Source organism: Firmicutes bacterium HGW-Firmicutes-1 (assembly GCA_002841625.1).
GTDB lineage: Bacteria > Bacillota > Clostridia > Lachnospirales > Vallitaleaceae > HGW-1.
Genome location: PHAG01000021.1, coordinates 1 through 21352, shown reverse-complemented (window position 1 = coordinate 21352; position 21352 = coordinate 1). Strand labels below are relative to the sequence as shown.

General features: G+C 35.7%; 16 protein-coding genes and 2 pseudogenes. All 18 read left to right on the top strand.

What is annotated here, in order from left to right; genetic code table 11:
• On the top strand, positions 1–790 hold a 790-nt coding region (locus tag CVU84_17275), incomplete at its 5' end, for a recombinase family protein (GenBank protein PKM93161.1).
• Positions 787–1692: a recombinase gene (locus tag CVU84_17270; GenBank protein ID PKM93160.1), complete on the top strand. Its 906-nt coding sequence runs from the start codon at positions 787–789 to the stop codon at positions 1690–1692. The genes CVU84_17275 and CVU84_17270, both read left to right, overlap by 4 nt.
• 16 nt (positions 1693–1708) lie before the next feature.
• Positions 1709–3364: a recombinase family protein gene (locus CVU84_17265; GenBank protein ID PKM93159.1), complete on the top strand. Its 1656-nt coding sequence runs from the start codon at positions 1709–1711 to the stop codon at positions 3362–3364.
• Positions 3365–3495: 131 nt separating this feature from the next.
• Complete coding sequence (locus CVU84_17260) at positions 3496–3888, top strand: resolvase (protein PKM93158.1); 393 nt, start codon at positions 3496–3498, stop codon at positions 3886–3888.
• A 164-nt stretch (positions 3889–4052) separates the two neighbouring features.
• Positions 4053–4418 (top strand): hypothetical protein, encoded by a 366-nt coding sequence (locus CVU84_17255; GenBank protein PKM93157.1) that lies wholly within the window; start codon positions 4053–4055, stop codon positions 4416–4418.
• Positions 4419–4523: 105 nt separating this feature from the next.
• Positions 4524–5678 (top strand): annotated as a pseudogene (locus CVU84_17250) (5-(carboxyamino)imidazole ribonucleotide synthase).
• Positions 5679–5693: 15 nt separating this feature from the next.
• Complete coding sequence (locus CVU84_17245; GenBank protein PKM93156.1) at positions 5694–7310, top strand: phosphoenolpyruvate carboxylase; 1617 nt, start codon at positions 5694–5696, stop codon at positions 7308–7310.
• Positions 7311–7383: 73 nt separating this feature from the next.
• The gene (gene purE / locus CVU84_17240) at positions 7384–7833 is read left to right on the top strand and encodes a 5-(carboxyamino)imidazole ribonucleotide mutase (protein ID PKM93155.1); all 450 of its coding nucleotides are present in this window, start codon (positions 7384–7386) and stop codon (positions 7831–7833) included.
• 75 nt (positions 7834–7908) lie between these two features.
• Positions 7909–9135 (top strand): MFS transporter, encoded by a 1227-nt coding sequence (locus CVU84_17235; protein ID PKM93154.1) that lies wholly within the window; start codon positions 7909–7911, stop codon positions 9133–9135.
• A gap of 139 nt (positions 9136–9274) precedes the next feature.
• On the top strand, positions 9275–10369 hold the full coding sequence (locus tag CVU84_17230) for a hypothetical protein (protein ID PKM93153.1): 1095 nt from the start codon (positions 9275–9277) through the stop codon (positions 10367–10369).
• Positions 10370–10452: 83 nt separating this feature from the next.
• Entirely contained in the window at positions 10453–12153 is a 1701-nt protein-coding gene (locus CVU84_17225) for a hypothetical protein (protein ID PKM93152.1), read from the top strand.
• A gap of 86 nt (positions 12154–12239) precedes the next feature.
• Positions 12240–13085, top strand: coding sequence for a hypothetical protein (locus CVU84_17220; GenBank protein PKM93151.1), 846 nt, complete (start codon positions 12240–12242; stop codon positions 13083–13085).
• Positions 13086–13123: 38 nt separating this feature from the next.
• Positions 13124–14146: a tRNA preQ1(34) S-adenosylmethionine ribosyltransferase-isomerase QueA gene (locus CVU84_17215; GenBank protein PKM93150.1), complete on the top strand. Its 1023-nt coding sequence runs from the start codon at positions 13124–13126 to the stop codon at positions 14144–14146.
• A gap of 174 nt (positions 14147–14320) precedes the next feature.
• Positions 14321–14503, top strand: coding sequence for a hypothetical protein (locus tag CVU84_17210; protein PKM93149.1), 183 nt, complete (start codon positions 14321–14323; stop codon positions 14501–14503).
• A gap of 74 nt (positions 14504–14577) precedes the next feature.
• Positions 14578–15319, top strand: a pseudogene (locus tag CVU84_17205) (hypothetical protein).
• Positions 15316–16536, top strand: a complete 1221-nt coding sequence (locus tag CVU84_17200; GenBank protein ID PKM93148.1) for a hypothetical protein — start codon at positions 15316–15318, stop codon at positions 16534–16536. The pseudogene CVU84_17205 and the gene CVU84_17200 overlap by 4 nt, the downstream one beginning before the upstream one ends.
• A gap of 135 nt (positions 16537–16671) precedes the next feature.
• Complete coding sequence (locus CVU84_17195; GenBank protein ID PKM93147.1) at positions 16672–19275, top strand: ATPase; 2604 nt, start codon at positions 16672–16674, stop codon at positions 19273–19275.
• A 445-nt stretch (positions 19276–19720) separates the two neighbouring features.
• Positions 19721–21097: a recombinase family protein gene (locus tag CVU84_17190; protein PKM93146.1), complete on the top strand. Its 1377-nt coding sequence runs from the start codon at positions 19721–19723 to the stop codon at positions 21095–21097.
• Positions 21098–21352 lie beyond the last annotated feature (255 nt).

Here is a 21352-nt window from a genome sequence, read left to right as displayed (position 1 = left end):
TGGAGAGATGCCTCAGTTTTTTATTAAGGACAATCATGAACCGATTATCACCAGAGAACAAGGAATAATGGTTCGTGAAATCTATGAATACCGCAGAAAGCAGATGGGCATGGATGACAGCGGAAAGTATCAGAATCGATATGAGCTAAGTAGCAAAATCATCTGCGAGGAATGTGGTGGAACCTTTAGAAGGCAAAAGATTTACATCGGAAAACCTTTTGAAAAAATCCAATGGAGTTGTATAAATCATCTTAACAACAAGGAAGAATGCAGGACGAAGGGTATGCGGGAAGATATCATCAAAAGCGCATATCTTAACATGTGGAACAAGCTAGTCAGTAATTATACCTATATCCTAATACCACTGTTAGACTCCCTAAAAAATCTGAGAACCTGTAAATCTCAAGAAAACGATATCGAAAACTTAAATCATAAAATTATGGAACTGTCTGAGCAGAGCCATATCCTGAGCCGAGTGGTGCAAAAGGGATATATGGACTCTGCTCTTTTTATACAAAAGCAAAATGAGCTAAATATCGAGATTGAAGAAACAAAGAAAAAGAGGAATGGGTTCCTCGATTCAAACGGATTTGAAAAGGAGATTGAGGGGACCATAAGGCTCCTTGAAATCATCAAACATAATCCTGAGATTATGGATAGCTATGATGAAAGCTTACTTACCCACACAGTGGATCAGGTGCTCATAGGACAAAGCGGGACCATCACTTTCAAGCTGATCAATGGACTTAAATTAACAGAGCGTATCAGTAAAGGCGGTGAGGATACATGATGCAGCGACATATGCCCATGGGATACAAAATGGTAAATGGTCAGATTGAGGTAAATGAAGAGCAAGCCCAAATAGTCAAAGCAATTTTTACAGACTATATCAAAGAAATATCATTAAAAGCCATAGCGAAAAAACTTTCAGACAAAGGTGTCCTCAATGCTAATATGAAACCCAATTGGAATCATGGTTCAGTAGGCAAGATACTACAGAATGTCAAATATCAAGGGGATGAGTTCTATCCAAGGCTTATTGATGAGGCTACTTATAAAAAAGCCCAGGACATGAGAGCAGCTGTAGAAATAAAGCTTGGCAGAACACAGCAATTTAATGCGATGAAAAATCAAAGCATTTTCGGTGGAAAAATCAAGTGTGGTGAATGCGGAGAAACCTATAAAAAGTATGTCGAACACGCAGGCAAGCCTTCGGAGAAAATCAAGTGGAAATGTAGAAACTATATTTTTGAAAACCGAGTTTTATGCAGAAACAGTTTTTTCACTGAAGATGAGCTAAAAAGCACCTTTGTAGAAGCAACCAACCAACTGATCAAGCAAAAAAAGATGCTTGAAAAGATATCACCTCAAGAACCACCAAAAATGAACAGTGAACTCAGACAGACTGAAAACAGAATTAAAGAACTCGAGCAAGACGGTGAATTTTCAAGTCCAGAACTTGCAGAGCTGATTTTTAAAAGAGCTGTGCTTTATTACGAAGGATCAAAGGTTGCCGATCAAAAGCTGAAAGCTGAAAAATTAAAATCGGCTCTCTCAGATATAAATACCATGACAGAATTTAATGAGGAACTGTTTGAAAGCATTATTAAACGGATGACGGTTTATAAAGAGACATCTGTGAAAGTGGAAATTATCAATGGAACCATTATAAACATAAGTATAGAGTACTAACGGAAGGGTGGTAAATATGGCAGTAGCGAAAAAGACGGTAGCAATCATACCGCCTCAAATTAAATATGATAAACACGTAAGGGTAGAACAAAAGACACTGCGAGTAGCAGCCTACTGCCGAGTTAGCACCTTGCTAGAACAGCAGGAAGGGAGTTATGAAGCTCAGGTTGATTATTATACGGAGAAAATCAATAGCAATCCCAACTGGAAATGTGCAGGCATATTTGCTGACGATGGCAAGAGCGCCACGCAAACAAAAAAACGTGACGATTTTAATGTAATGATCGAAGCTTGCATGGCAGGAAAAGTAGACTTGATACTGACAAAATCGGTCAGTCGGTTCGCCAGAAATACAGTGGATGCTCTACAATATATCCGAAAGCTGAAGGAAAAGAATATCCCGGTCATTTTTGAAAAAGAAGGGGTTAATACCATGGAAAGTGGTGGTGAACTCCTGATTACGATCCTGAGCAGTCAAGCACAAGAAGAAAGCCGAAACATCAGTGAGAACACCAGATGGGGGTTAACAAGACGGTTTGAAAACGGCATCATATCAGTCAATCATAAGAAGTTTTTAGGCTTTACAAAAGATGCTGATGGAAACCTTATAGTAGTGCCGGATGAAGCTGTCATAGTAAAGCGAATCTACCGAGAATATCTAGAAGGGAAAAGCATTCTTCAAATAGCAAAAGGACTTGAAGAAGCTGACATTAGAACGGTAACTGGACTTGACCACTGGCATCCCGGGACAATCGACAAAATGCTCTCAAACGAGAAATTTTGCGGAGATGCCTGTATGCAGAAAACCTACACTATCGATTTTCTCACAAAGAAAAAAGTGAAGAATGACGGCTATGCACCGCAATATTACATCGAAGATAACCATGAAGCGATTATCCCCAAGGATCTATATCATCAGGTGCAGGTGGAAAAGGCCAGACGATCAAGCCTTAATAAATCAGCAGTTACGAGGAAATCAAACAAGGCAAAAAAAGAAAAGAGCAAGTATAGCTCTAAATACGTACTGACAGAACTTCTAGTCTGCGGCGAGTGTGGCCATGCTTATCGTAGACAGACCTGGTCCAAATACGGTCAGAAGACAGCGGTATGGCGATGTGAGGATAGATTGAAAAACGGATCAAGCTCCAAGTGCCAGAATTCACCCACACTAAAAGAAGAGCAGCTCCATGATGCCATAATGAAAGCCATCAACAAGGTAGTCGAAAACAGTGGCGATTTTATAGAGACCTTCAGAGAGAATGTTATACGGGTCATAGGCAACTATAGTACTCAGGGCGTTACAACAGAATATGATGACCAGATAGATCAACTGCAAAAGCAGATGCTAAAACTCATCGAAGATAACGCAAGACAAGGCGCTGTAAGCGATGAATTTGACGATGCCTACAAACACTTATCCGAACGCATCAATGAGCTAAAACAAGCGAAATTAAAGCTTGTAAGGGCACAGAAACAAGCAGAGAACTATGCAGAGCGGGTTGATGCACTGGACAAGGCTGTGGGCACTGTAAACCCACAAGTGAGGGAATTTGACCAAGAGCTTGTGAAGCGGTTGATATATAGTATAAAGGTGCATAAGGGGCTGAAGATAACGATACAATTTCACTCAGGAATTGTGATGACTGAAGAAGTGGATTGTTACGAGGATTAAGGATAAGCATTGAGCAAAGACATCATCCCAGCCGTAGCTGTTAATGCAGTTGCGGTTTTTTATTTGCCAAGGAATGGGCAGCTAATTGGTTGCAAACTGAGAAACTATAATAGATTTGAGGAGAAGATAAAATGACTACAGAAGAATTATATGATTTGATGGAAGACGGCAACCTTGGATATGCATGTGTTTATAAACAAGGAGACCAAGGAATGCATACAGATTACATGTTTAAAATGACAGCTGAGAATATTGCCAATTTTATTGGTAAGAATGCTTATGCAGCTGACAAGATTATTATGACGGATATATGTGACAGCCTAATTTGTGAATCAATTTATGGTGGATTTATTATGAATTGCCCAGATCAAAATCTCTGTCGAGAAATCATCTCACACCTGGCACCTATACAAATGGGAGATTTGGAGCCGAAAGATTTCCCAGTGGCGACAAGAGAAGAGATGGAAGCACTTTGGGATGCTGAAGAGGTAGCAGTTATGCAGGCGGAGTTAAAAATGTTGTAAGTAGAATTATTTCTAATTTCGTAGTAATTTTATTGTGAATAAGCACCTCGATAATGGCATTGCTGTATATGGCTCAGTTGTGATATAATATTTAAGCATACATTGAAAAAAGTAAGTTTGTATTTGGTATATAGTATAAGCAAATACAGGTTTGGAGGTTGTTCATGACAAAAGGGCAAATTGAATCGAAATTAAGCGAAGCAATTAGTAAGTTTGAAATTGAACAAATGGGTAGAGGTCCTGAAAAAATCAGAACCATTATCTTTCAAGATTTGATAATTATAAGACTTAAAGGCTTTCTTAGTACATCCGAAAAGAGCTTGGCTCAAAATAAGGAAGGAATAGAACTGATAAAAAAAGTTAGAACTGCTTTGTTCGAAAATGCTCGTGAAGGTTTGGAAGAAGCTATCAAATCAGTAGTTGATGTTAACATTATAAGCACATATTCCGATGTAAGCACAAAGACTGGTGAAAAAATTATAGCAATAGTTGTTGATCAAGACATCGAGGAAAACATAATAAATCAATAAAGTTGGAAGACAAATTGAGGGGTACAAACCAGTCAAAAGTAAGCCAATAACAATAGTTCTATAGAGAACTTTGTTATTGGTTTTTTTATTTAGGGAGGAGCAGGTATGACTCAAAAGAAAATATCAATATTAAACCCACTTTCAACTATTGGTATCATTGGTGGAGGACAGTTAGGAAGAATGTTGGTTTTGGAGGCAAAGAGGATGGGATATAACGTGGTGGTATTAGATCCGAAACCCAATTCTCCAGCTGGCCAAGTAGCCGACGAACAAATTACTGCTACTTTTAGTGATTTCTCAGCATTAAAAAAATTGGCTCAAAAAACAGACGTTATTACATTTGAGTTTGAACATATTGATGTGGAATCGCTCAAAATATTAGAACTTGATGGGTACTTTATTTACCCCTCATCTAGAACACTTAGATTGATTCAAAATAAATTTGTACAAAAGAACATGCTTAGAAACATTGGCATTAAAGTACCGGAAATGTATTTGATTAACAATTTAAAGGAATTGACAGATGTGTTTTATAAATTGGGGCAAAAGGCTGTTCTAAAGACATGCAGAGATGGTTATGACGGCAAAGGTAATGTAGTAATTAAAAATATCGATGAGCTTGAAGAAGCTTATCAAGAATTTGGTGACTTGAAGATAATGGCTGAAGAATTTATACAATTCACAAAGGAAGTTTCAATTATTATAGCCAAGAATCAAGATGGAATGGTGCTATTCCAATAGCAGAAAATGTTCATGAAAATAGCATACTTATCAATTCTCTTATACCTGCAAATATTACTGAAGATGTTGAAAAACAAATTCATCAAATGAGTAAAAGAAGAGGCGTTAGATGATTATGGTGTGTTTTGTATAGAATTTTTCTTAGATTCTGATTCAAATGTTTTAGTCTATGAGATTGCACCAAGACCACATAACTCTGGACATTATACAATTGAAGGATGTGTGTCTTCACAGTTCGAACAACACATTAGGATTATAACAGGCATGCCTTTAGGATCTCCTTAATTAAAATGTTCTTGTGCTATGTATAACATATTAGGTAATGAACATGTGGACGGAACGTACAGTGTTAGTGGAGTTGATGCAATTCTAAACATCGAAGATTGTCATTTTCATTTGTACGGTAAGCTTGAGTCCAAACATTATAAAAAAATTGGGCATATTACAGCACTTGATGATTCGGTTGATAAAGCAGATAGAAAAGCAATAATTGCATTAAGCAAATTGAAAATAGACTAAAGAGGAGCAATTAGAATGAGAAAAATTCCATCAAGTATGGCAACACAGCATCCAGACAATGCTGATAAATATATAACAATACAACAAGAGCCAGAAGAAGCTATTCATGGTTTGACGGATCAAGTACATGGTGGGTTGGGAATTGAAGAAATCATGATAGACTTTGAAGGAAAACTCACACCATATCATCAGACATCTCAAGTAGCCTTAGGATTTATCAATAAAGGCATTATTCCTGGAAAAGATGTATTCATTACACCAAGAATTCCAAATGCTAAGAAAGAGCCAGTATTTAGACAGCTTATGAGTATTATGTCACTTGTTGAAACCAATATTTTGGCATATAAACAAACTTCAGTGCAAGCTATCACTGAGACTGTTGTGCCTATGATCGAGACAGGACATGAAATAATTCAGTTGCAAGAAAGAATCAATTCGGTTATTGAACTTGGTAATAAAAATTACGACATCCAATTTCCATTAAACAGCATTAGAATTATTCCACTTGTAGAAAGTGTCCCAGCACTTATAAAAGTGGATATGATTTTGGATGAGTACCATAAAGATTCATTGAGCAAGGGCTGTTCAGTTGAAACCATTAGAATCATGTTTGCTCGTTCAGATTCGGCTATGTCTTATGGAATGGTGGCATCAGTTTTGGCGGTGGTGATTGCCATTAATAAGTCGCTCAAGTGGGGTGAAGCGAATAATGTTGAAGTTGCTCCAATTCTAGGATGTGGAGCTTTGCCATTTAGGGGACATTTCACTGAGGAAAACTTGGAATCCATTTATGAGACATATTCAGGAATAAGAACATTCACAATTCAGTCAGGTTTGAGGTATGATCACGGCGAGGGTGAAACCAAAGAGGTGATCAATAATTTAAAAGAAAATATTGGGAAGCAGACTAAAAGAGAAATTGCTGTAGAAGATATTGACTTAATGAAAGAATTCATAGGCATATTCACTAAGAACTATATGAGAACATTCTTGAAAATAATAAATACAGTCGAGTTTATTTCAAAATATATTCCTAAAAATCGCGATAGGTTGTCCAGCACAAAAACAGGATTAGAATATATCAGAGAAATTGCCGATATGGAAGAAGTATCAAATCTTGTAAAAGACAAAAAACTCAAAGAAGAACTTATCGGAATAAATACTAATATACAGTGCTCAGTGCCAAGAGCAATTTCTTTTACTGCTGCTATGTATACATTAGGAGCACCACCTGAATTCATTGGTGTAGGAAGAGGCTTGAAAGATGTAGTGGAAAAATATGGCGATGTCGGAATTGAAAAATTATTGTGTTTCTATCCTCAATTAATAAAAGATTTAGTGTTTGCATCTAAATATGTCAATGTGAAAATTTCAAAAGGAATAATAGATGAAACAGCGCGATTGGAATATCAAGAGGATTATGAGTTAGCTTGTAAAATATTGAATATTCAAAAAGAAGATGCTGAAATCAATGAAGATGAATTTTATCACACCCTTTTAAAATCAATAAGGCCAATTATCTTGCATTTGATAGGGAAACAGAATGATCTGTTTAATGACGGAGAAGAAGAACGGAAAATTCTTAATGAATGGATTGTGAAAATGGGAAAAATCAGAGGAAGTCTTGGGTAACACAGGTTAATAAAAAAAATTATTCGATTTTAATTGCATTTAAACATAAGTTTGAATTCAGGGGGAATATATTATGAACGATATCAAAAAAGAAAATATAAAGGATCCGCTAGTTGGCATTATTATGGGAAGTGAGTCAGATTTGAAAATCATGAAAATGGCTGCGTTTATCATGGAACAATATAATATTCCTTATGAAATAAAAGTTGTATCGGCACACAGAACACCTGAACGAATGTACGAGTATGCAAAAAATGCCCAAAGTAGAAATATGGAGGTCATAATTGCTGGTGCAGGGGGTTCGGCACATTTACCTGGAATGGTAGCATCGTTGACCACTCTACCGGTCATTGGCGTTCCAATTAAACTTAAAGAACTTGATGGACTGGATGCAATGCTGTCGATAGTTCAAATGCCAGGCGGGGTGCCTGTTGCAACAGTAGGAATTAACAATGCTAAAAATGCAGGTATACTTGCTGCTAGAATTCTAGGGATTAAATATCAAGACATACGTAAAAATTAGAATTAAATTCCATGACGATAACAGAAAATATTGTATACGACTTAGAAGATAAATTAAGTGAAAGTTGGTGTTTAGATGAATCAAAATTCATCGATGCAAAATAGTAAATTTCATTCACTAAACAGATGGTGGTACGTTTTTTTTGGAATCATCATAATGGTGTGTCTAGGAACAGTCTATTCATATAGTGTTTTTAGGGTACCAATTGAAAATATATATAATATAGGATCAACACAAAGCGGAATGCCATATATGATAGCACTGGCTTTTTACGCACTCTTTATGTTTCTAACAGGTAAGTATTTAGATAAGTATAATCCGAGATCCATTATTCTATTAGGTGGTTTTTTAGTGTCCATAGGATGGATTTTGTCAGCTTATGCGCCTAATATTTTTGTATTGACAATCACGTATGGAGTAATAAGTGGTGCAGGAGTGGGGATTGCTTATGGTGTTCCTATGACAGTTATAGCAAGATGGTTCCCTGAAAAAAAAGGTCTGGCTGTGGGCATGGTTTTAATAGGGTTTGGATTGTCACCATTAATAACGGCACCGCTTGCCAGAAATTTTGTAGAGCATTATGGAATTATGAATACATTTCAAATTTTGGGAATGTGTTTTGGTGTCATAATACCGATTCTGTCATTCGCATTTAAATATCCCTCTGAGTCAGAACTGTTAAGTTTAAAGTCAACTGGGCAGGCGAACGATAGCTTATTTGAAATGAACACTTCAAGCATGATTAAATCAAATAGTTTTAAAGGGTTGTACATTAATTTTATAATTGGTACAACTATTGGACTCATGCTAATTGGGTTGACAAGTGGTGTTGGGACTGAACTAATTGGGTTATCACCAAAGAAAGTTTCATCTTTGATGGCACTATTTGCAGTTTTAAATGGGATTGGTAGACCGATATTTGGATGGCTTACCGACAAATTGTCTTCGAAGTATGCGATGTACCTATCTTATAGTTTGATTATTTTTTCGGCTGTTTTGATTTTGTTTGCTAATGAAGGATCTGTTATAACATATTCTATTTCGTTTTCAATATTCTGGTTTAATTTAGGCGGTTGGTTAGCAATTGCACCGACCTCAACACTTGCACTTTATGGCACAAAGCATTATAGCCGAAATTATGGTGTTGTATTTACAGCTTATGGAGTTGGTGCAGTTGTTGGAGTTATGTCATCAGGATGGTTGATAGATCAACATCAAAATTACCGTTATGTATTTTACTATGTTATTGCATTGTGTTTGATTGGTATTTTAACGACTTCAAAGCTAATAAAGGGAAAGTAAAATACATACGGGTTTAGTAGAAAACTAAGATGTATGTATTTTACTAACGGCTAATAAGAACTATAAATTTTTCGGTTACAATTTATCAAAGACGCAACGGAAATTAAGAAAAATCAATTTGGAAGGGTGGCGGATAAAATTGTTAATTAATAAACAAATTAAAGATACTATATTTATTGAGAAAGTAGAAGAAATCGTTTTATTAGCCAAAAATGAAAAGCAACATGATGTCATAGAAAAAATGTTAAAACTTTTGCAGGACTATTTCAAAACATCTTGGTGTATTATAAGAAAACTAAATGAAATACAGACAAATTTAGAAATAATAGGTCATACAGGGCTAAAAGACCAAGAATATCTTAGTTTAGAGAAGTTATCTACAAATGATACAGTCTTTGAGTCTGTGGTAGTTCAAAAGAAATCAATAATAGTCAATAATTTAGAAACAGAGAAGCGCATTTTTAACCAATACTATTTAGATTTTGGCATTAAATCTTTTTTAGTATCACCAATAGTCAATGATGGTGGTACAATAGGTTCAATTAAAATTTATAGTAAAAAAGTACACACTTACACTGCTAATGATCTTTTTACTTTAGAATGGATTGCTTCTAAAATAAGTAAGGTTTTATGCAATGCGGATGAGTGTCATCAGATGAAAGTGATTGACTATACTGCAATAAAAACATTAATTGCCTTGTTAGAGGTAAAAGATAAGTACACTAAAGGCCATTCAAGAAACGTCTCTAATTATTCGGCATTGATTGCTAAAACGTTGAAACTAAGCGAGACTGAGTTTGAAAATATTAGAATTGCGGCGTTGTTACATGATGTGGGCAAAATCATAATAGTTAACGAGATACTTAATAAGTCAGGAAAGTTAAACGACTTAGAATTTTCAATAATAAAAGAGCATCCAACAACAGGAGCAAATTCTCTTCGTGCTGGTGGATTTAATGAGGATATTTGCAATATTGTTGAGCAGCATCATGAGAGATGGGATGGTAGTGGGTATCCTATGGGGATTTCAAGCAATGACATATGTATTGGAGCAAGAATCGTATCAGTAGCAGATGCCTATGATGCGATGATTTCAGATAGACAGTACGGAAAAATAAAAACATATAATGAGGCATTAGTCGAACTAAAACGTTGTTCAGGCAAACAATTTTGTCCATCAATCGTTGCTGCATTTGCATCCATCGATAAAAAAACCCTCAACATTTTAGATTAGTAAACATGTAATGATTGCATAAAGCTTTAAGAGTTCAGTTTATTGTTAGTCAGAATAACACTAAAAACGAGGAGGCTTTACTTATGAAATTGACCATTGGCAAAAAAATGTTAGTTGGATTCAGTATTATTATTTTGTTTGCATTATTTCTTGGAATCTTTGGAGTATACCAATTGAATAATTCCAATAAAGCATTAAAGGGTTTGTATTCAACTGAACTATTAAGCATGGAGTACATTAAAGATATTCAAGTAAAAGTAGTGACGCTAGGACGGACAAGGAATTATGTGCAATTGGCTTCAAATTTAACAGATCAAAATGCTGAAATCGAGAGTTTAGTAAATGTATTAAAGCAAATTGAAACAGATATTCAACGCTATAGCGAGACAACAAATTCTGACGTATTAAATCAAAAAACTGCCGATATGGTAAACACCTATAATAAATTAAAAAATGAAGATTTGAAATTCATAGAAATGATCAGCAGTAATGATGTCAACAATATTAGAGCACTTGCAAAAGCAAATCGTATTATTTCAGATCAGTTAGAAAATCAAATTAAAGAAATGGTTGATATCAAGCACGAATCAGCAACATCTGCATATAATGCTAGCCAAAGTGCCTATACCGAGGCTATAATCATTACCAGTGCTCTTTTATTACTAATAGTTGCCATAAGTACCGGTATAATATTATACATGATTAAAAGTGTTTCAATACCATTAAGAAAAATTGCAATTGTTGCAAAGGAAATTGCATCAGGTAACTTAGCCGTACAGACAATTAAAGTAAATAATCAAGATGAGATTGGTGAGCTTGCAATAGCATTTAACACAATGCTAGAAGGATTAAGGTATCTAGTTCAAAATGTTATTCACAGTTCAGAAGAAATTGTTTTATCATGTGCACAAACGACCGAAATATCACAACAATCTGCAACTGCATCAGAAGAAGTTACAAAAACCATAGCAGCAATTGCTCAAAGTGCTAGTGAACAAGCTCAAGACACCGAAGCAGCAGCAGCCAATATTTTAAAAATGGGTAATGTGTTAGGTGAAAACAAAGAATATATTAGTCAAGTATCACAAGCGGCCTTAGAAATAGAAATGAGAAAAGAAGAAGGGTTTAGTATTTTAAAAGAACTTATTAAAAAAACAGAGGACAATAATGCGGCAGCACAAACAGTATTCAATATTATTATGGACAACAATAAAAGTGCTGAAAACATAGAAAGAGCGAGTATCATGATACAAAGTATTGCGAGTCAAACAAACTTGTTAGCACTTAATGCAGCAATAGAGGCGGCGAGAGCCGGTGAAGCAGGTAAAGGATTTGCTGTAGTTGCAGATGAAATTAGGAAGCTTGCAGAAGAATCAAATTCATTTACAAAAGAAATAAAAGATATCATGAGTGAGTTAAGAAACAAATCTCAAAATGCTGTGAATACAATGATCAACGTGAAAGAAATTGTAGCTGCACAAGGAAAAAGTGTAAAACAAACAGAAGAAAAATTTGATTTGATAGCAGAAGCCGTTGGAAAAACAAATGGTATTATATCAAATCTTTCAATTTCATCAGATTCATTAAGTGAGAATAAAGATATAATATTAGGAATTATGGAAAATCTTTCTGCCATTGCAGAAGAAAATGCCGCTGGGACACAAGAAGTATTTGCTTCCATAGAAGTACAAGCGTCATCAGCAGAAGAGATTGTTAACTCAAGCGAAAAGCTTTCTAGAGTTAGTTCAAAGTTATCAACTCTAGTCAAAAAATTCCAATTGTAAAATGCATTTAGATTGGTTTTAAATGCTTAATTGTTTAAAGTGTTTTCATACCGATAAAGAAAAGATCAAGGAGATTATAAAGGCTCATGAAAAAGATATTTGAAAACAGAAAAATTGCGCTTCTCACAAAACACAAAAAGGAAAAAGCGATCAAGCCAGTACTTGAAAAAACAACAGGCTGTGAATTAATTGTAGAAACTAGATTTGATACTGATAAACTAGGAACTTTTTCAAGAGAAATAAAAAGACCAAAATCTCAATTAGATACTGCGAGAATGAAAATTAGAAGAGGGATGAAACTTTTAAAAACAGACATCGGCATTGCAAGCGAAGGAAGCTTTGGGTCGCATCCCTATGCACCTATCCCTTGGAATGTAGAGTTGGTACTGTTATATGATAAAAAAGAAAATATGGAAATTTATGGTGTATACGAAGGTTCGGAAACCAATTTTGCTCATTTAAAGACAGATTGTTTTGATAAAGCACTGAAGTTTGCTGAACAAATTGGATTTCCAGAGCATTTTTTAATACTACGGCCTGATGATGAGTATTCGAAACATATTATCAAAGATATCGACTGTGGTGAGAAACTGAAAGAAACTTTCAATTGGTGTTTGACAAAATCACGAACTGGTAATGTCTTTATTGAAACGGATATGAGAGCTCATGCAAATCCTACCCGAATGAAAAATATTGAAAAAGCAACTCAGGATTTAATCGCAAAATTAATGAAATTTTGTCCTAAATGTGATGCACCAGGATTTATAATTAAAGAGGCAATTAAAGGTCTCCCTTGTGATCTATGTGGATTATCAAGTGAGATGACTCTTAAATATATCTACAGTTGTCATAAATGTAAACATGAGCAGGAAGAGTTATACCCAAGAGGACAATATGCGCCTGCTCAGTATTGTAATTATTGTAATCCATAAAATTCTAAAATTAGTGAAAATAGGAGAAATTGTAAAATATGAAAAAGAATGAATTTTATTTTAATTTACCTGAATCTTTAATTGCGCAGATACCGATTAAAGACCGGACACAGTCACGCCTGATGGTAATGGACCGTAATTCAAATGACATCAAGCATGATGTGTTTGATCAGATAGTTGAGCATTTGAATCCAGGAGACTGTTTAGTGTTAAATAATACAAAGGTAATACCAGCTAGACTTTTTAGCACTTTAAGTAATGGTGCAACAATCGAGTTTTTGCTGTTAAAACAGATTGATTTGCATCGATGGGAAGTGTTGATTAAACCTGGAAGGAAAGTGAAAGTAGGTATGACGTTCAGGTTTGGGGAGGGTGAACTTGAATGCATAATAGAAAGTGACAATATGGATGGTGTCTGGATTGTTCGATTTATGTACGAAGAAAAATTTGAAGATATCATAGAACAACTTGGAACTGTTCCCCTACCACCATATATTAAAACACCGCTTGAGGACATAAGTCGATATAACACAGTATATGCTAAATACGATGGATCGGTTGCAGCACCAACTGCGGGGCTACATTTTACGAATGAATTACTACAAAAGGTTCAAAATAAGGGTGTTCACATTGCTTACCTTACACTTCATGTTGGTATTGGAACTTTTAGACCTGTAAAGGTTGAAGATATTCTTGAACATAAAATGCATGCAGAATTCTATGTTTTAGACTTTGAAAATGCTGAAATCATTAATAACTCTAAAAACAAAGGTGGTAGAATAATTGCTGTAGGAACGACTTCAGTTCGAACACTTGAATGTATTTCTGATGAACAAGGGCAATTAAAGGCACAAAATGGTTGGACTGATATATTTATTTTCCCAGGATATGATTTCAAAATAGTAGATGGTATCATAACAAACTTTCATTTACCAGAATCTACTTTAATCATGTTAGTAAGTGCATTTGGTAATACTGATCGTATTTTGCGAGCCTATCGTACTGCTGTTGAAGAGGGATATCGTTTTTTTAGCTTTGGAGATGCAATGCTTATAATTTAAATATAAATTTGAAAAGTTAGCGCCATTAGAAATGTTCTTTTGAAGATAGGTATTTGTAGTAAGAATCACTCAAGGATCTGCTTCAAATAGTTGTAGTCAAGAGTTTTGGATCAGGACTAGGATCGTTAAATCTTTTGTTTTGCAATAAAAGAGTTTGGTTTTAATGCAATTTATATGACGTTAGCAGTTGGCGTTATTGCTAGTCTTTACATCTCATGGAGTGAACTCTTTCTTCATATTAAAGCACAATGGAAACTTGGAGCTGCTAGGAAAAGCGTATTTTATGCAACTGCACTCTATATTGGCGTCACATGTGAGCATTTTCATGAACATACACACGGTCATTTGCGAGATTAGCATCATAGTCATTCTCATTAAGCCGAGAGATAGCATGTTTTTAATTGAAAAAATAATAGGAAGGAAATCCTAAAATGGCAGAGTCAAGGCTAAGTTTAACTGCAAATTCACTAAAGATAATAGCAATTGTAGCGATGTTTTTTGATCACTTTGTTGCTGTATTTATTTCACATGATACATTAATTGGAATTTTATTGAGGTCGCCGGGAAGAATTGCAGCTCCGATAATGTGCTACTTTATAGCAGAGGGTTATCACCATACATCAAATAGGAGCAAATATTAAACGGTTGCTTATATTTGCACTTATATCACATTTACCGTACAATCTTTGCTTCGGGTTCACATTTTTTCAGTCAACAAGCGTCATATGGGGGCTCGCCATGGGTCTTGTAGCATTAACGGCAATTAAGAATGATAGGTTAAACGTATTCTTCAAGATTGCAACATTAATTGTGTGCTGCTTACTTGCAATAACAGCGAATTGGAACTATATAACGGTATTGTGGGTTGTTGCATTTGGCTTGTTGCATGGTAACTTCAAACGTCAAATGTTAGGTTTTTTTGTTGTTGCGGTTATAGTCCATTTGATACCTACCTACATGAATTTTGGACCAATCAACGAAGGTTACCCACATTGGTATCAATTGGGAGTGTTTTTGGCTGTTCCTTTGCTTGCATTTTATAACGGACAGCTTGGTATGAAATCAAAAGTAATGTCGTGGTCATTTTATGTGTTTTATCCTGCTCACTTGATTGTGATTTATTTGTTAGATCGTTTTACTTCATTGTCGATTTTGTTTAGGTGGTTGCAATGAGAAGTGCTGCAAAAACTGTAAGACGAAAAAGGCTTAGATTAAGATTAGTTTTTTTACTGGTAGTATCCTTAACTATCTGGTTAATTTATAGTCTTATTGAGGTTGAGATATCAAATGAATACAAAGCAGATTTAGATGAGAATGAACAATTAATAGTAACATCAAAAGAAATACTATCCCCAGAACCGACAGAGAGTCGCATAGAAGAATATAAGGATTACTTTCTTGAGAGTGGATTATTTGAACTTCCTATCAATGGTGCAAGTGGGTACACTTCCATAGCGCTCCAATTACGAGAAGGACCTAGTACAGAGACTAGCGTGATTATAACTTTAGACGCAGGCAAAGGGTTTACGATTATTTCCGAATCAGGTAACTGGTGGGAGATTGATGTAGAGGGTAGAAATGGTTGGGTAATGCATAAATACTGTTTCATAAACTTACCCGATGTGATTCCTTCAATTGTTTATGATAATACAAATACGTATGCATCGAAAATCATGTCGTCGGGAAAATCTATACCAACTGTTACTGGACAGAAATTATATGATGCACATGCATTCAATGAGAGGTTAAATAAGGAGGAATTCATAGTTCCAGTGTTGTATGCCATGGCACAAAAAATATGTTTAGCGCAACAAGATGCATTAGCCGATGGGAATACACTGATTATCTATGAAGGTTTTAGACCATATGCAGTACAAAGAAAAATTGTTGAAAGTCTAAGTGCTTTAGTTAATGAAGACCCTCTAGTCAAGCAAGGAGTAACAGAATCCCCCTGGTCTATGGGGTGGTTTATCTCGACTGGGATTTCCAATCATCAAAGGGGGTATGCAATTGATGTGAGCCTTGGAAAAGTGATAAAACAGGAATCGAAGATTTTGGGTGAGTATAAATATAAAATCATATTGGAGTATACTGAATATATAATGCCAACGTCAATTCATGAACTAAGTGTTGCATCGATTATATTTAAATCACCAGTATCACCAGAGTCGAGCACGCTATGGAAAGAATCTACAATCGCGGATAACATAAATAGTGAGGGCTTGTTGCTTCAACAGTACTGTACTAATGCGGGATTAATACCATTAGCTTCAGAATGGTGGCATTTTAATGATTTGACATGCAAAGATGTGACAGCAGTGACACAGAGTGTAGGCAGGTTCTTTATACAAGAAAATTATAGCAAAATTCCCAATTTCAACGATAAGTAAAAAATTCTGATTAAGCAGTTATCACAAAGAGAGTTTTGATTAAAATTTCACTAATTTATAAGGTTGTTGAGCGAATTGTAAGTATATAAGTAGTTTAAACATTAAAAAGCAAGAACAAATTTTGGAGGATTAAAAATGAAAGCATTTTATCAAATGCCTTATTCAGAAGTGATTAACAAATTTAGTAGCAAGTTAACAGGCTTGTCAAATGAGGCGATATCTAAACATCGAGAGATTTATGGTAAGAATCAAATTGAAGAAAGTCAAAGTATATCTCCAATCAGTATTTTTTTCTCGCAGTTTAAAGATTTTTTAGTGATTATATTGATGGTAGCGGCTATGGTCTCAGGCATAATGGGGAAACTCGAAAGTACCTTTGTTATCATAGCTGTACTTATACTGAATGCTTTATTGGGAACCATTCAACATATAAAAGCAGAACAATCTTTAAAAAGCTTAAAAGCTCTATCTGCTCCCAATTCAAAAGTGCTACGTGATGGAGGAATTGTTGAAATTCCTTCAGCTGAAGTTGTCGTAGGGGATATCTTAATTATTGAAGCCGGAGATTTTATCGCTGCGGATGCAAGGCTTATCGAGTGTAACAGCTTACAGATAAGCGAAAGTGCTTTAACAGGTGAATCTGTGAGCGTACAAAAAAGTATTGATCCTATAGATGAAGTAGATGTCGCAATCGGTGACCAGTTAAATATGATTTTTTCGAGTAGCCATGTTACCTATGGTCGTGGTAAAGCTATAGTTATTGGTGTCGGTGCAAATACTGAAATTGGACGAATTGCAACGCTCCTAAAAAGTGCTCAAGAAAAAGCAACACCACTTCAGGAAAATCTAGACAATTTTGGCAAAAAACTTGCTGTGTTGATTATAATTATTTCGAGTATTATCTTTGGATTGAGTTTATATCGTGGCATACCTATGATGGATTCGCTCATGTTTGCTATATCTTTAGCAGTGGCTGCAATTCCCGAAGCTTTGAGTTCAATCGTAACAATAGTGCTTGCTTTGGGCACAAGAAGGCTTGCTGAAGAAAATGCAATCATTAGAAAACTCCATTCAGTTGAAAGCTTAGGCAGTGTATCGATCATATGTTCAGACAAGACAGGCACATTAACCCAAAATAAAATGACTGTTCAAAAAATCTTTACAAATCATCAACTCGTCGAGGCAGAAGCAATTGATAAAGAGAATAAGCTTCATTACAAATTGGTGATGGCCGGTCTTTTATGTAGTGACGCGGTTACAATCCATCAAAAGGGAATCGGCGATCCAACTGAGATTGCTTTGGTTGATCTAGGTGAACGCTTGAATTTGGATGAATTGGTAGTACGCGAAATAATGCCTCGCATATCAGAACTACCATTTGATAGCGACAGAAAATTGATGACAACTTTACAACACATTGAGGGTAAAGCAGTTGTTTTTACTAAAGGTGCAATGGATGTACTGATAAAGCGTTCAACTCATATTGAAACATCAGAAGGAATTCGTCCAATAACACAGGCAGATAAGGACGTATATAATCAAATCAATTTCGATCTTGCAAATAAAGGTCTTCGTGTCTTAGCTTTTGCATGGAAAGAAGTTGAGGAAGAAACATTAACATTGGCGCACGAAAATGAGATGGTCCTTTTTGGATTAGTCGCAATGATGGACCCACCTAGAGTCGAGTCTAAGGGCGCTGTGGAAAGTTGTTTAGCAGCCGGTATTAAGCCGATTATGATTACTGGCGATCATAAAGTGACTGCTGCTGCCATAGCACGACAAATTGGCATACTAAACGAAGGTGAACATGTGATAGAAGGTTTAGAGATAGAGCATTTGACAGAGGAAGAACTGATTGCTTTGGTACCCAATGTATCTGTCTATGCAAGAGTATCGCCAGAACATAAGATTCGAATCGTCAGTGCGTGGCAATCTCTAGGTCATGTCGTTGCTATGACTGGTGATGGTGTCAATGATGCACCAGCGCTCAAACGAGCAGACATCGGTATAGTGATGGGGATTACTGGGACAGAAGTTGCAAAAGATGCAGCAGATATGGTACTGACGGATGACAATTTTTCGACAATTATCAAAGCAATTAGTAATGGCAGAAGTATTTTGGGGAATATTAAAAATGCGATACGGTTTTTATTATCAGGTAATACATCAGGAATTTTAGCCGTGGTTTACACTTCAATTGTAGGGCTGGCGGCACCTTTTTCACCCGTTCATTTACTTTTTATCAACTTACTTACTGACAGCTTGCCAGCTATCGCTATTGGGCTTGAACCGGCTCAAGCAGATTTGATGAAGGATCGACCACGAGACGCAAAAAAACCGATTATGGATAAGAAATTTGTCGTGCAGGTTCTTTTTGAAGGAACAATTATTGCTGTTGTAACTATGATTGCATATTATTTAGGCGTTCAGAATGGCGGCCAAGGTGTAGGGATGACTATGGCCTTTGCTACACTAAGTTTATCGAGACTTGTTCATGGAATGAATTGCCGAACAAATGCACCACTAACCATGAAAACACTGTGGGTCAATCCATACAGTTTCATGGCGTTGATTTTAGGAATAGTGTTACTTTCCTCTGTTCTATTCTTAAAACCATTGCATAAAATATTTGAAATCAGTATCTTAACTGATACGCAATACATGAGTATTGCTTTGTTATCTATTGTTCCCCTTATTGTTGTACAGACTTTTAAACACATAAAAGGAATACTTTATTAAGTAGTTTTCGGCATCTATGGGTAAAGCTGTGCCAAATTAATTACAATATCAAAAGTGCGATTGAACATAAGATAGATGCTTGGAAAGAAATTATTGATCACCATAAATCAATGCAATCAGGAACAGACTCACATATGAAGGTTTAAAAAATGGTCAGTGATACTGCTCAATGTGCAAAAGCAACTGTTAAGAATGTATTTTGCTCAAAAATCGGTTGAAGAGTAGCACAGAAGGTCAAAGATTGCTGACTTCATTCAAAATAAGCGTTGTATTTAAGCGATTGCTTAACTGGCTACAAGTTATAGTCGTTTGAAGAGATATTTCGTTGCTACTTTTTATGTTGATTCATTCTGAAATGAAAAAATAAAATAAATTTATATTGAAAGTCTTTCGCTGTGAATTAGTATAAAAGAGAAGTAAAAAATCACAGTGAGGAGATATAAAAATGGAAAGATTAAAAAATATTACAGTTATTCCGCCAGATCCAAAGTATGATGCTCATATTAGGATTGAGAACAAGACATTAAATGTAGCAGCATACTGCAGGGTCAGTACTAGATTTGAGCAACAGGAAAACAGCTATGAAGCTCAAATAGCTTACTACACAAAAAAAATCGGAATGAACAAAAGTTGGAGCTGTGCGGGTATCTATGCTGATGAAGGTAAGGCAGCCACTGGTACGAAATTCCGTGATAGCTTCAATGATATGATTGAGGACTGTTATGCTGGCAAGATTGATCTGATTCTTACAAAATCGATAAGTCGGTTTGCTAGGAATACGGTGGATTGCTTAAGGATTATTCGAGAGTTAAAAGACAGGCAAATTCGAATTCTATTTGAAAAAGAGAACATAGATACGATGGACAATGCCGGTGAGTTACTAGTCACCATCTTGAGTAGCCAAGCACAAGAAGAAAGCCGAAACTTGAGTGAAAACACAAGATGGGGAATTATTCGGAAATTTGAGCAGGGTATTGTTCAGGTCAATCACAAGAAATTTATGGGTTACACAAAAAATGAAGATGAGAAGCTAATCATTATTCCAGAAGAAGCTGCAGTTGTTAAACGAATATTTGAACTTTATCTGCAGGGGCTTGGGGCATATAAAATAGCGAGAGCACTTGAATGTGATGGAATAAGGACAACGACAGGTAAAGAAAAATGGCATCACGAGACGATATACAAAATGCTTCAATGTGAAAAATACATGGGAGATGCTATTCTGCAAAAGACCTATACAATCGACTTTTTAACAAAGAAGAAGGTCGTTAATAACGGTTATGTGAAGAAGTACTACGTTAGAAATAGTCATGAAGCAATTATCAGCAAAGAGCAGTTCTATCTCGTTCAAGAAGAAATGAAACGAAGAAGCTGTGCCAACGAAAGAAGCACTCGAAAACGATATAGCTCAGCCTATCCACTAAGTGGGCTTATCGTCTGTGGCAAATGTAATGGCATCTATACTAGAGTGACATGGCAGAAGAAAAATAACAAAGTCTATGTCTGGAGATGCCGAGAAAGGTTGAAAACTCGAGCTATTCATTGTAAACAGTCAGCAACAGTACGAGAATCAGGAATGATAAGGTTATTGATTGAGGTATTTAATACAATTATAAAAACTGGTCCTGCTGAGGCGACAGTGTACCTAATCAAAACAAAGGCAGCCCTTAGTGTAAACATTGAAGAAAAAGGCGTATTTGAAGAAGTCGATATAACAAAGCAATTACTGAATACGGTGATTGATAGGATTGTGGTTGGTGATAAAAAAACTGCAACAGTTCACTTTAAATCTGGATTAATAATGGAAAAGACTTTATCATGACAATTGAATAATTGTTCAGAATAAAGCTCTCAAACCACTATAAGTTTGAAAGTTTTATTGCGCACAATTTTTACTGATTGGTAAAGTTGTAGCAACACTACAATGTGCCGAACAGAAATGATGTCCCTTTTGAGCTTAAAAGAGCGGAAGTTAGGATTCGAAAAAACGGGTTATTATAGTCCTTTTTCGAGAAAAATAACCCTCCGCCAAGGCCCAAATAGGTCCTGACGACATCATTTTTGTCTACTCAAGGCA